Annotated in this window: 11 protein-coding genes; 3 read left to right on the top strand and 8 right to left on the bottom strand. The window is 66.0% G+C overall.

The features are described from left to right. Positions 1-34 precede the first annotated feature (34 nt). From ACODS9_RS03460 to ACODS9_RS03445, 4 genes are all read right to left on the bottom strand, one after another. Positions 35-1,501: an efflux transporter outer membrane subunit gene (locus tag ACODS9_RS03460; protein WP_489093233.1), complete on the bottom strand. Its 1,467-nt coding sequence runs from the start codon at positions 1,499-1,501 to the stop codon at positions 35-37. Further along, positions 1,498-2,586 (bottom strand): HlyD family secretion protein, encoded by a 1,089-nt coding sequence (locus ACODS9_RS03455; RefSeq protein ID WP_489093232.1) that lies wholly within the window; start codon positions 2,584-2,586, stop codon positions 1,498-1,500. Before ACODS9_RS03455 ends, ACODS9_RS03460 begins: the two co-directional genes overlap by 4 nt. A 26-nt stretch (positions 2,587-2,612) precedes the next feature. Further along, positions 2,613-4,169 carry an MFS transporter gene (locus tag ACODS9_RS03450; RefSeq protein WP_401106692.1) on the bottom strand — a complete coding sequence of 519 codons (1,557 nt, stop codon included), beginning with the start codon at positions 4,167-4,169 and terminating at the stop codon, positions 2,613-2,615. Positions 4,170-4,465: 296 nt separating this feature from the next. Then, on the bottom strand, positions 4,466-5,371 hold the full coding sequence (locus ACODS9_RS03445) for a LysR family transcriptional regulator (RefSeq protein ID WP_401106690.1): 906 nt from the start codon (positions 5,369-5,371) through the stop codon (positions 4,466-4,468). A gap of 170 nt (positions 5,372-5,541) precedes the next feature. Here ACODS9_RS03445 and ACODS9_RS03440 point away from each other — a divergent pair, with 170 nt between their 5' ends. Continuing rightward, complete coding sequence (locus tag ACODS9_RS03440; protein WP_401106687.1) at positions 5,542-6,006, top strand: universal stress protein; 465 nt, start codon at positions 5,542-5,544, stop codon at positions 6,004-6,006. Positions 6,007-6,021: 15 nt separating this feature from the next. Beyond that, positions 6,022-6,798 (top strand): enoyl-CoA hydratase, encoded by a 777-nt coding sequence (locus tag ACODS9_RS03435; protein ID WP_401106684.1) that lies wholly within the window; start codon positions 6,022-6,024, stop codon positions 6,796-6,798. Positions 6,799-6,951: 153 nt separating this feature from the next. On the opposite strand, the gene ACODS9_RS03430 is transcribed toward ACODS9_RS03435, so the two are convergent. Genes ACODS9_RS03430 through ACODS9_RS03415 form a run of 4 tightly spaced genes read right to left on the bottom strand, consistent with a single transcriptional unit; the run spans position 6,952 to position 11,728 of the window. Beyond that, positions 6,952-7,812, bottom strand: coding sequence for an efflux RND transporter periplasmic adaptor subunit (locus tag ACODS9_RS03430; RefSeq protein WP_489093231.1), 861 nt, complete (start codon positions 7,810-7,812; stop codon positions 6,952-6,954). 10 nt (positions 7,813-7,822) lie between these two features. Further along, positions 7,823-8,023: a DUF1656 domain-containing protein gene (locus tag ACODS9_RS03425; RefSeq protein ID WP_008097766.1), complete on the bottom strand. Its 201-nt coding sequence runs from the start codon at positions 8,021-8,023 to the stop codon at positions 7,823-7,825. Between the two features lie 4 nt (positions 8,024-8,027). Continuing rightward, on the bottom strand, positions 8,028-10,205 hold the full coding sequence (locus ACODS9_RS03420) for an FUSC family protein (protein ID WP_489093230.1): 2,178 nt from the start codon (positions 10,203-10,205) through the stop codon (positions 8,028-8,030). Then, positions 10,202-11,728 (bottom strand): efflux transporter outer membrane subunit, encoded by a 1,527-nt coding sequence (locus tag ACODS9_RS03415; protein ID WP_489093229.1) that lies wholly within the window; start codon positions 11,726-11,728, stop codon positions 10,202-10,204. The genes ACODS9_RS03420 and ACODS9_RS03415 overlap by 4 nt, the downstream gene beginning before the upstream one ends. 180 nt (positions 11,729-11,908) lie before the next feature. Between ACODS9_RS03415 and ACODS9_RS03410 the strand changes: the two genes are divergently transcribed. Then, complete coding sequence (locus ACODS9_RS03410; protein ID WP_046854215.1) at positions 11,909-12,856, top strand: LysR family transcriptional regulator; 948 nt, start codon at positions 11,909-11,911, stop codon at positions 12,854-12,856. Positions 12,857-12,903 lie beyond the last annotated feature (47 nt).

Genomic DNA, 12,903 nt, shown 5'->3' with positions numbered 1-12,903 from the left:
GGCGGCGGGCCTCATGGCTCTCTGAGCGTTGCGTTCAATCGCGTTCAACCTTGGCTTGCATCATCGGCGCAAACGATTGCCAACCGCCGCCCAGGGACTTGTACAACCCCACCATGGACAACGATGTGGCGGCGCTGCTTTCCACCCACTGCTCCTGGTTGGCCAGCAACGCGCTCTGCACCGTCAATACGTTGAGGAAATCCACCGCGCCCTCCACGTACTGGCGCTTGGCGTTGTCCAGGGCCACCCGGCTCTGGCGCACCGCTTCCTCGAGCAGGTCACGGCGCAGCTGGCTGGCGTTGTACTGGCGCAGCACATCGTCCACTTCGTGCCAGGCGCGCAGCACCGTCTGCTGGTACTGCAAGGCCGCTTCCTGTTGCTGCGCCTCGCGCAGTTCGAGCACGCCCTTGAGGAGCCCGCCTTCGAAGATCGGCAGGTTCAACTGAGGCCCTATGGCAAAGCGTCGTGAGTCCCAATTACCGAAGTCCGACAGTTGCATCGACTGGAACCCGGCGCTGCCAGACAGGCGGATGCTCGGATAGAAATTGGCCTTGGCCACGCCAATGCTGGCGGTGGCCGCGTGCAGCCGCGCCTCGGCCTGACGGATGTCGGGCCGGCGCTCGGCCAGCTCCGACGGCAGGCCCATGGCGAAGCGTTGAGCGGTGCGCGGCAGTTCGCCGGGGGTCAGCAGCTCGTTCTGCAAGCTGCGCGGCGGTTCGGCCACCAGCAGGCTCAGGGCGTTGATCAACTGGGCCTGGCGCTCTTCGAGGGTTGGCAGGCGCGCCTCGACCGCCGCCACCTGGGCGGCGGCCTGGGCCACATCGAGGTTGGTCGCCATGCCGTCGTTCAGGCGCATCTGCGACAGGCGCAGCGAATGCCGGGAGACATCGAGGTTCTCGCGGACCACGGCCAGGGTGCTCTGCACCGAGCGCAGCTGGATATAGGTACTGGCGGTGTCGGCCAGCAGCGACAGCAGCACGCCCTGGCGGTCGTTTTCGGCGACCTCGACACTGGCATCGGCCGCTTCCACTTCGCGGCGTACCCGGCCCCACAGGTCCAGCTCCCAGGCCGCGACGAAATCGCCCTGCCACAGGTTGAACGCCGACTTGCCATTCTTGCCGGACGGATCGGCAAGGCCCTCGGCACTGTTGCGCGTGCGGCTGTAGCCAGCGTTGACGTCAACCGAGGGGTACTGCTCGGAGGCGATGCTCATGCGCAGCGCACGGCTCTGCATCAGGCGCGAGGTGGCGATCTGCAGGTCCAGGTTACGCTCCACCGCGCGCTGGATCAGCGCCGTCAGTTGCGCATCGTGGAAGGTCTCCCACCAACGCGCCTCCAGCGGCGTGCTCTGCGGCTGGCTGGGCGCGGCCTTCTCCTGCAACGCCGGCCAGGCCGCCGGCGCAGTCGAGGCGGGCTTGTGGAAGTCCGGGCCGAGGGTGCAGGCGCTCAGGGCCAAGGTGGCGCCCAACAGCAAGGGCGTGCCGGTGCGTGCAAGCTTCATCGGGCGCTGACCTCATGGTTGGCCTTGCCCCGGGTGTCCTGGCCCGCGTCGCTGCGGGTGTCGATGTCGGCGATCACCGACATGCCCACGCGCAGGCGCTGCAGCAACGGCTGGTCGGCGTCGAAGACGATTTTCACCGGGATCCGCTGCACCACCTTGGTGAAGTTGCCGGTGGCGTTGTCTGGCTTGACCGCCGCGAACGTCAGGCCAGTGGCCGGCGCGACGCTCTGCACGTAACCACGCAGGCGCTCGCCGGGGAAGGTATCGACGCTCACTTCCACGCGTTGGCCCGGCAGCACGTGGGTCAACTGGGTTTCGCGGAAGTTGCCGATCACGTAGGCGCGCTGCAGCGGCACCACCGAAAGCATCTTCGCCCCGGGCTGCACATAGGAGCCAATGCGCACCGCGCGCTCGCCGACCATGCCGTCGATCGGCGCGACGATGGTGGTGTAGGACAGGTCCAGGCGAGCCCGGTCCAGTGCCGCATCGGCATGCTTGCGCCCGGCCTCGGCGGCCTGCAGTTGCGCGCTGAGGATATCGGTCTGTTTGCGCGCCGCCGCCAGGGCCGCGCTGGAGTTGGTCAGGCGTGCCTGGGCCTGGTCGACCCGGCTGCGCGCCTGCTGGGCGTTCTGCACGGTGCCGGCGCCCTGCTCGGCCAGGCGCGTGTGGCGGGTAAGCTCATGGCTGGAGAACGCCAGTTCGGCTTTATCGGCGGCCACGGCGGCCTCGGCCTGGGAAATCAGCGAGGCCTGGCGCTCGAGGGTGGCCTTGGCATTTTGCAGTTGCGCGCGGGCCATCTGTGCTTGGGCCTCGGCCGCCGCCAAGGCGGCCTGGAAGTCACGGTCGTCGATGCGCGCCAAGGTCTGCCCGGCCTTGACCTGCTGGTTGTCTTCCACCAGGACCTGGGTGATGAAACCGGCCACTTTCGGCGCGACCACGGTGTAGTCGGCCGAGACATAGGCGTCGTTGGTCGACTGCACGCCGTCGGCGCCGAACAGCGAAGGCAAGGCGCTGAAGGCGATGCCGCCGACGACGATGACCGCCGCCGCGATCAAGGCCAGTTTCTGGTTTTTACTTATGCTCATGATGTTTTTCTCTCTCAACAAGAACGCTATGCCACCGCGCGGGGTGGATAGATCCGGGTAGGCACGAAGGGAATCAGCGCGATCAGCGCCAGCGCCAGCAGTGCCATGCACAGGTAGAGGTCAGCCGAGGTCAGTACCACGGCCTGTTCGTGAATACGCTTGGCCAGGCCGGCGGCGTTGCCGTCGACCAGCGGCGAGTTGCCCAGGTTGTCCACCAGCATGTTCGAGTGGAAATGCCGACGGCTGGTGGTCAGCGCGTCCAGCACCCCGGCGGCGACCACCGAGGCCAGGCCCTTGATGGTGTTGAACCAGGCCGAGGCGAACGGGCCGTCCTGCGGTGTCATGCCGCCGGTGGCAAGCATCAGCAGCGGGATCACCGCCATGGGTTGGCCGAAGATCTGGAACAACTGCAACACGTAGAAGTTGTCGCGGATCCACTGCGAGGTGACGAAGGTGCCGCCGAAGCAGGAAATCGCCAGCATGCCCAGACCGGTGGCCAGGACCCAGCGGCAGTCCACCGCGCGGATGTTGCACAGCGCCGCGGTCAGCGGCAGGGCCAGCAGTTGCGGCAGGGCCACCAGCAGCATTACCGGGCCGGTCTGTGCCGGACGGTAGCCCTGGATCTGGGCGAGGAAGCTCGACGGAATGATGATCACCGCCGACAGCACCACCAGCACGCCGCCCAGGGTGATCAGCGCATGGGTGAGGTTGCGGTTGGTGAGCATCTGCAACTTGAAGAACGGCAGCGGGTGAGACCATTCGTTGATCATGAACAGCACCAGCAGCGCCAGGCCACCGCCGAGCAGCCAGCAGATCAGCGGTGAGTTGAACCAGCCGTAGCGATCGCCCTGGGACAGGCCGATGACGATCGAGCAGATCGCCGGCAACCCCAGCAACAGGCCACGCCAGTCGAACTGCTTGAAACGTTCCAGGCGCAGGGGATCCTGTGGCAGGCCCCAGGCCACACAGGCCATGGCCAGCAGCGAGGGCACGATGATCTGCCAGAAAGCCCACTGCCAACCCACGTATTCGGTCCACAGGCCGGCCAATGGCAGGCCTAGGCTGGGGCCGAAGGTGGCGGTCAAGGCATAGCCGGCCAGGCCGTAGAGCTTGATGCCCGGCGGCAGGAAGCGCAGCGCGACGCTCATCAGCATCGGCGGCAGGGCGCCACCGGCGAAACCTTGCAAGGTGCGCAGCACCATCAAGGTTTCCTGGTTGGGCGCGAACGGGCACAGCAGGCCAAGCACGGCGAACGCACCAATGGCGCAGAGGGTGAAGCGGCGCAGGGAAAAGGTCACCGAGCACCAGGGCGCGAAGGCCATGGCCGACACCGAGGTCGCCGAGTACAGCGCCACCAGCCACGAGCCTTCATCGGCGCCGATGCCCATGCCGCCACGGATATCGGCAAGGGCCATCTTGGTGACCATCTCGTTGAGGCCAGCGCACAGCACCGCCAGCAGCACGCCGACCAGGCCGACAACGATGCGCGGGCCGAACGCCGGTGGCGCGGCCGGCTTGGCCGGGGCCGGGGCCGCGGCGGCCGCCGGAGCGGCCACGCCAGCCGTGGCGGCCAGCGACGTCATGGCCTGGCCCCGGCGGCACGGGCTGGGGCGGGGCAAGGCAGATAGGCACGCATGGCTATAGAACTCCGGGAAAGTAGATACCCGGCAAGTCTAGGGAGGCACAATGCTGACGAAAACTGACATATTCGCAGCTTTATGCTGCATGCAATGCAACTATAAAGTCACTAAATTAAGGTTAAGTGCGACGGCAGGCCTGGCAGAGGGCCCTGCGCAACCGGTGCCCGCGAACACCGCCGCAGTCGGTGCCATGCACCGCGCCGCCCGGGTCGCCAGCAAAGCCGGCTCCCGCATTGCACTCAATGCCTGCTGCAGCACTCCTTGAGCGTCTGGCGCAGCCAGCGGTGCGCCGGGTCGTTGTCATAACGCGGGTGCCAGGCCTGCATGATCGCCACCGACTCCAGCGCGATGGGAATGCGGAACGAGCGCAACGGCAAGCCAAGGCGCGCGACACTCAACAGCACATGCTGCGGCAACGGCAGCAGCAGGTTGGACTCGGGCAGCGAGAACATCGCCGAGTGGAAACTCGGTGTAATCAACGCCACTCGCCGGCTCAAGCCCATGCCCGCCAGCGCCTGGTCGATCGGCCCGGTGGCGCGACCACGGCGCGACACGCTGATCTGCTCGTAGGCGGCGAAACGCTCCGGGGTGATCTCGTCATTGAAGATCGGGTGATCGACCCGGGCCAGGCCGACGAAGGTGGTGGAGAACAGGCTCTGCACCTTGATCTCCGGCCCCAGGTTGCGGGTGGCGCTGATGTAAAGGTCCAGGCGCCCATCGCGCAGGCTTTCGTCCTCGTCGCCACCCTCGCCCTCCGGCACAAAGCGCAACACGGTGCGGGGCGCCTGTTTGCGCATGGTTTCCAGCAATGGCGTGGCGAAGGGTGCGATGAACACATCGTTGGCGCGCAGGTTGAAGGAACGTTCCAGGGTCGGCAGGTCGACCTCGTCGCTGGAGCTGAAGACCTGGCCGGCCTGTTCGACCACGCTGCGCACCTGGCTGCGCAAGGCCATGGCCTTGGGCGTGGGCACCAGGCCGCGGCCGGCGCGCACCAGGATCGGGTCGCCAACGGCGTGGCGGATCCGCGTCAGGGTGCGGCTCATGGCCGCCGGGCTGAGGTTCATGCGGCGCGCCGCTCCGACCACGCTGCCCTCGTCGAGCAGGGCGTCCAATGCGACCAGAAGGTTCATATCCGGAAAGTGCATGGTAAGCATCCATTCAAGAATTTCGGTGAATCCGCTGCAATATTACCAGTCTTTGCCAGTTTTCCTGCCTTTGCATACAACGCAACTTGTGATTGCACCGCACACCATTTACCCAATTGTAATCATTCCCAAAAATAGCTGCCTCTCGCATAACCAATGGACTTGCAACCATGTTCCGCTCGGTACTGATCGCCATTGATGGCACCCCGCGCAGCCTTGGCATCCTCGACACCGTCAAGCGCTTCTGCGACCCCGAGCAGTACTTGCTGCACGTATTGCTCGCCGTCGACAGCGCCTATGCCCTGGAAGAATTCGACCAGCGCCTGAGCCGCTTCGACCAAACCGAATACCCGGCCGCCGCCCAGGAGCAACTGCAGGCGGACAAGATCATGCAAGAAGCCATCCAGGCTTTTGAGCAGGCGGGTTTCTCGACCACCGGCAGCCAAGAGCTCGGCGAGCCGGCCGAAGCCATCATCAAGGCTGCCAAGGCACGCAATATCGACCTGATCGTCATGGGCCATCGCCACCTCTCACGCCTCAAACGCATGCTCGACCCTTCGATCGCCAGCAAGGTCATCGACGAAGCCAGCTGCCCGGTGCTGATCGATGCCCACCCTCAATCCCCACGCCACTGAACCGAGACGACACGGATGAAACTCGACTACCTGCAACTGGAACAGTTTGGCGCCGTCGCGCTGCTGCGCCTGAGCCGCCCCGAAGCCCTCAACGCCCTCTGCGTCGAGCTGATGGAAGAGCTGGCCGGCGTGCTCGAGCGCCTGGAACAGGACCGCAGCGTGCGCGCCCTGGTGCTGACCGGCGGCGACACCGTGTTCGCCGCGGGCGCCGACATCAAGGCCATGCGCGATCGCAGCTACATGGACGTCTACACCAGTGACTTCGTGACGGTGAACTGGGAACGCCTGGCCAGCTTCCGCAAGCCCACCATTGCCGCGGTGGCCGGTTACGCCCTGGGCGGCGGCTGCGAACTGGCGCTGATGTGCGACATGATCATCGCGGGCGAAAGCGCCCGCTTCGGCCAGCCGGAAATCAAGATCGGCACCATCCCCGGTGCCGGTGGCAGCCAGCGCCTGGCGCGCTCGATCGGCAAGGCCAAGACCATGGACCTGGTGCTGACCGGGCGCACCATGGACGCCGAGGAAGCCGAACGCTGTGGCCTGGTCAGCCGCCGGGTCAGCGACGCCACGCTGCTCGACGAGGCGCTGCAAGCCGCCTCGCGTATTGCCGGCTATTCGGGCCCGGTGACCATGATGGCCAAGGAAGCGGTCAACCATGCGTTCGAAACCAGCCTGAGCGAAGGTGTGCGGGTCGAGCGCCGGTTGTTCCACTCCACCTTCGCCATCGACGACCAGAAGGAAGGCATGGCAGCCTTCGCCGAGAAACGCACTCCGCAGTTCATGCACCGCTGAGCCCCGGCGCCAAACCCTAGGCACCGGCTACGCCGGTGTTCGCGGCTGAATCCGCTCCCACAGGATACGCGCCACTTTGACGCTAAGCGCTGTACCTGTGGGAGCGGATTCACCCGCGAAGCAAGCGCCCGCGGTACCCGGCACCAAAGCGAGTCAATCGCCATCCGGCGTGACCACCACGGTGCAGGTGGTACCCGCCGCCAGCAAAAAGCCCTCGGGCACCTCGTCGATGTGGATGCGTACCGGCACCCGCTGCGCCAGGCGCACCCAGTTGAAGGTCGGGTTCACATCGGCGATCAGCTCGCGGCTCTGCGGGTTGTCGCGGTCGTAAATCCCCCGGGCGATGCTCTCCACATGCCCTTTGATGCGCTCGCCGCTCATCATCTGCAGTTCGGCCACATCGCCTACCTTGACGTGGGGCAGCTTGGTTTCCTCGAAGAAGCCGTACACCCAGAACGACTGCTCATCCACCACCGCCATCACCGCCTCGCCGGTGCGGGCGTAATCGCCCTTGTGGATGTTCAGGTTGGTCACGTAGCCATCGACGGTGGCAACGATCTGCGTGCGCTTGAGGTTCAGTTCGGCGGCGGCCAGCTGGGCCTGGGCGTGCTGGTAGTCGGCCAGGGCGGAGCTGGCGATATTGCTGGCGTCGTCGCGGTTCTCTTTCGAGATCACCAGGTTGTCCATGTCGGCGCGGCGCCTGGCGTTGACCTTGCGCATTTCCCAGGTGGCCTTGCGCGAGGCAACCAGCGCCTTGGCCTGCTCCACCGCCAACTGGTAGTGCTCCGGGTCGATGCGGATCAGCACGTCGCCCTTCTTCACCCGCTGGTTGTCCTTGACCGGTACGTCCACCACATAGCCCGGCACATCGGCGGCAACGTTGATGATGTCAGCGCGCACCCGGCCGTCGCGGGTCCACGGCGTGGTCATGTAGTGCAGCCACAACTGGCGGCCGATCACCACGGCAGCGGTCAGCACCAACAGGGTGGCGATCAGGCTGAAGAACTTTTTCATTGCAGGATTCTCACCAGTAGAGCGACAGCGCCAGGGCGCCGAACAAGCAGACGAACAGGCTCAGGCGCAGCAGCGCCGGGTGCCAGAAGAAGCGGTAGCCATCATGGCTGGCGATGAACCGGTCCAGGCCCCAGGCCAGGCCCAGGGCGAACAGGAACATCAAGGTCATGGTGGGCATGTACACGCCATGGAAGGCGATCTCGCGAGGCATGGTTTCACGGAGCATCGTGCAGTCCTTTCGCCGGAGCCAGCGGCGACTGTGGGTCAAGCAGGGAGGAACGGATGAAGTGCAGGTAGCTTTGTGCGCGCCGCAGCACCGAGGTGTCGAAGTGCCGGGCGAAAGGTTCGTCGGTGGCCTGCACGCGGCTGATGGCATGGTCCACCGCCACCAGCGCGCGTTCGTAGTTGCTGGCGCTGGGTTGCAGGAACAACCGCGCCAGGGCCCGGCCCATCACGCGGATGGCCTGGCGCCACGGCTGCGACTCGGCGTAGGCCGGGTGCACCGGAGCGCGGGCCTGCTCCTTGCGCAGCTCGATGATGGCGTGGCCGATCTCCAGCACGGTGAACATCCAGCCCATCAGCTGGCTCTGCACCTGCGGCTTGCCGGCGGCCAGGCCGTAGGCCTGGTGCAGCAGGTCGCGGGTACGGCTTTCGAAGGCCGAGCCCAGGCCGCGCAAGCGCCCGCCGATGGCGAACAGCACCTGCTCGCGCAACTCCTGCTCCAGCCGGTTCCACAGCCAGCGGCTGTTGGGCGGCAGGATGATCGCCCCGGCCGCGGCACAGACGAACATGCCGATGACCATGCCGATGTAGTCGTTGATGAAGGTATAGGGGTCGTAGACCGTCAGGTTGTTCGGCACCGAGCCGATGGCAAAGAACACCAGCAGGCCCAGGCCGTAACCGGCATAGGCCGGGCGCGAGGCGAGGAACGCACCGAGCACGAACACCGGCGCCAACACCATGCACAACAGTGGGAAACCATCGATCCAGGGGAACACGAAGAACGTCTCGAAGAAGCCGACGAAGGCGCCGATCGCCGTGCCGCAGGCCATCTGAAACGCCATGCGCTTGGGGTTCGGCGATGCCGCCGACAGGCCCACGGTGACCGTGGCGATCAGGGTCATCATGCCGCCACTGGGCCAATCGCTGAGCAGCCAGTAGCTGCCCAGCAGCAACAGCACCGCCGAGGCACGCACCCCAGCGGCGAGCGATACCAGCCAGCTGGTCTGGGCCACATAAGGTTCGTCCCACTGTTCGCGCTCGTGCTTGTGCACGGCCAGCGAGGCGTGGGTCTCGGCGTAGCTGTACATCTCGTCGACGAAGCGGTACAGCAACTCGAAGGCGGTATGGAAGTCGAGCAGGTCAGACTCGCTGGGGTTGGTCTGCAGATACTCGGCGCGCAGACCACGCACCTGGGCCTGCAGGCCTTCCTTGTAGGTGCCCAGCTCCAGGGCCAGGCGCAAGGCGTCGGCGTCCGTCAACGCCCGGCCGACATAGGGCTGCAGCAGCTCGGCCAGGGTTTGCAGCCCGGGCTCGATGGCGCCGACGATCTGCAGCGGGCCACGGGCGCGCAGGCGCTCGAGCAACCGGTGCAGGGCGTTGAAACGCGTGGTGATGGCCATGAACTCGCTGTTCATCCGCACCAGCCGGCCGGAACGCCGGCGCATGTGCGGGTCTTCGAAGGCGGTGACGTTACGCAGGCTCTCAAGGCCGACCGCCTCGGCAACGAAGCGCACATTGCTGGTCTCGAAACGGTCGCGCTGGCTGTCGCCGCGCAGGGCCTCGACCACCACCCCGGCGAACACGCCAAAGCGCTGGTACAGGGCGTTGCGCATGGCGGCACTGGCCGACTGCGGCAGGATCGCGGCGCTGACGAAGGTCGAAACGAGAATCCCCAGGGCAATCTCCAGCACCCGCCACACCGCTGCCATGAACGCCTGATCGGGGTGCTGCAGCACCGGCAGGCCGATCATCGCCGCCGTGTAGCCGGCCAGCACGAACCCATAGGCGCGGAAGGTCCGATAGCGCATGGCGCCCGCCGAGCACAGGCCGACCCACAGGGCCAGGCTGGGCAGGAACAGCTCGGTGTTCTGCGGGAAGATCGCGATCAGGGCGACCATCATCGCCGAGCCGGCCAGGGTGCCGAGCACCCGGTAGAAACTCTTGGCGAACACATGGCCGCTCTGCGGCTGCATGACGATGAACACGGTGATCATCGCCGTGCGCGGCTGCGGCAGCTCCAGGCGCATGGCCAGCCACAGGGTGATGAAGGCGGCGGCCAGGACTTTGAAGATATAGACCCAGGTGACGCCGTCGGTACGCGCCCAGGCAAAGAACCCCCGGCGCCACTCCAGGCTCTGCAGCCAGCGCAAGGGCAAGCTCGATGTGCTCATTCGGCGTGGTCCGGCGTGTCGAAGATGGCCAGGGTGGCTGGTGTTTTCGGTGCGGCCTGGCGCTCTTGATCGGGCACATCCTTGCCCGCCTCCAGGCCGCCGCCCAGGGCAGTGACCAGTTCGGCATGGGCCACCAGGCGCGCGGCCTGCACTTGCTGCTGCACCTGCTGCTGACGGAACAGCAAGGTCTGGGCATTCAGCACGTTGAGGTAATCGGTGAGCCCGCGCTGGAAGGCGACGGTGGCGATGTCGTAAGTCTTCTGCGCGGCGGCCACGGATTCGGCGGCGAAATGCGCCTGCTCCTTCATCGACTCGCGGCGGATCAGTTGGTCGGAGATGTTCTTCAACGCGCCGATCACCGTCTGGTTGTAGCGCGCCACGGCCACGTCATAGCCCGCCGAGGCCACGCCCAGCTGCGAGCGCAGGCGGCCACCATCGAAGATCGGCAGGCTGATGGCCGGCCCGACGTTGTAGTTGAACTTGCGCCCGGTGAGGAACTCCAGCGGGCCGCCCCCAGTGGCCATGAAGCCGAGGCCGCCGACCAGGTCGACATTGGGGAAGAACCCGGCATGGGCCACGTCGATGCCACGGGCCTGGGCCGCCACCTGCCAGCGGCTGGCGACCACGTCGGGACGCTGCCCGACCAGTTCGGCGGGCAGGTTCGACGGCAGTTTCAGCGGCGCAGCGAGGGTCAGGGTCGGGCGTTGCAGTTTCGCGCCCTCCCCCGGCCCCTTGCCGGCCAGGGCCGCCAGCTGGTTGCGAGTCAGGGCGATCTCTTCGTCGAGGCTGTCGATCTGACGGTGGGTTTCCGGCAGCGGCGCTTCGGCCTGGCTGACTTCGAAATGGGTACCGATGCCGCCGTCGAGGCGACGCTTGGCCAGGGCGACGATCTGCTCCTGCTGCGCAAGCTCCGCCAGCACGATATCGCGCCGGGCGTAATGCAGGCTGAGCTGGATGTAGGAGCGTACCACGTTGTTCTCCAGCTCCAGCTGGGCCTGGCGCGCCTCGGCGGCGCTCATGTGCGCCTGGTCCACGGCCTGCTCGCTGGCATTGCGCTCGCGGCCCCACAGGTCCAGGGCGTAGCTCAAACCGATGGCGGCGTTGTTGTCCCAGGTGTTGGCGCCGGACAGCGCGCCGGGGCCGTAGAACTGATCCTCAGGCCAGTTGTGACGCTTGAGGGTGGCGTTGCCGTTGGCCTGCAGCTTTTCCGCCGACTCGACCACGCCCGCCATGGCCTTGGCTTCGCGCACCCGCGCGGCGGCCATGGCCATGCTCGGGCTGCCGGCCAATGCCAATGCGACCCAGTCGTTCAACTGCGCGTCGCCATAGGCGCGCCACCATTGCTGGGCCGGCCAGTGGGCGTCGCGCGCAGCCTCGCGGATGGCGTCGTCGGTGGTCAGTTGGTTGGCTTGGAGGGTCTTGCTCTGCGGGGCGATGCCCCAGGTTCCGATACAGCCGCTCAAGGTGAGACAAAGGGCACAGGCACTGAGCGCGCTAAGCGCTCTGATGTTGCGACGCGGCACAGCTGCGATTTCCCGAGGAAGAGGTGGAGGGGCCGGGCAATTCTAGGGGCGGGTTTCATTGGCGATAAGCGTATATTCCTGCGAATCTTTGTTACCAAAACAGCGATAATCCGGCTTTAGTCGGAAGCGAAACAGCGTTACTTCATGTCACAATTTTGTCCTCTAAACCGAGAGTGACCCATGGACACCCTGCAAAACATGCGTGCTTTCAGTTGCGTGGCCCAGCTCGGCAGCTTTACCGCTGCCGCGGCGCAACTGGATACGACCACCGCGAACGTGTCGCGGGCGGTCTCCAACCTGGAAGCCCATCTGCAAACCCGCCTGCTCAACCGCACCACCCGGCGCATCGCGCTGACCGAGGCCGGCAAGCGCTACCTGATGCGCTGCGAACAGATTCTTACCTACGTCGAAGAAGCCGAGGCCGAGGCCAGCGATGCCCATGCCCGCCCCGCCGGGCAGCTGAAGGTGCATTCGATGACTGGCGTCGGCCAGCACTTCGTGGTCGACGCCATCGCACGCTACCGCGAATCGCACCCGGACGTGACCTTCGACCTGACCATGGCCAACCGCGTGCCCGACCTGCTCGACGAGGGCTATGACGTGTCCATCGTGCTGGCCAGCGAGCTGCCGGACTCGGGGTTCGTCTCCCAGCGCCTGGGTATCACCTACAGCATCGTCTGCGCTGCGCCCGACTACGTGGCGCGCCACGGCTTCGCGCACAAGCCCGCCGACCTGCTCAAGCATGCCTGCCTGCGCATGGTCAGCCCGGTGATCCCGCTGGAGAAATGGCTGTTCGACGGCCCCGAGGGGCAGGAGGTGGTCAACATCACCACCTCGCCGTTCCAGGTGAACTCCGCCGATGCGATGAAGACCGCGATCCGCAGCGGCATGGGCGTGGGCGTGCTGCCGATCTACACCGCCATTGATGGCCTGCGCGACGGCAGCCTGGTGCGGATCCTGCCGCAGTACCGCCTGCAGGAACTGAACCTGTATGCGATCTACCCGTCGCGCCAGTACCTGGATGCGAAGATCAAGACCTGGGTCGAGTACCTGCGCAACTCGCTGCCGGAGATTCTCGCCGCCCACGAGGCCGACCTGAAAACCCACGAGCTGCTGATCGCCAACTGAAAAAGCCGGTGCATTCGGGCGGGGGACAATGGTAGGTTGCTAAGCAA

The organism is Pseudomonas sp. FG36 (assembly GCF_057809275.1).
This window is presented reverse-complemented; position numbering and strand designations above follow the sequence as displayed.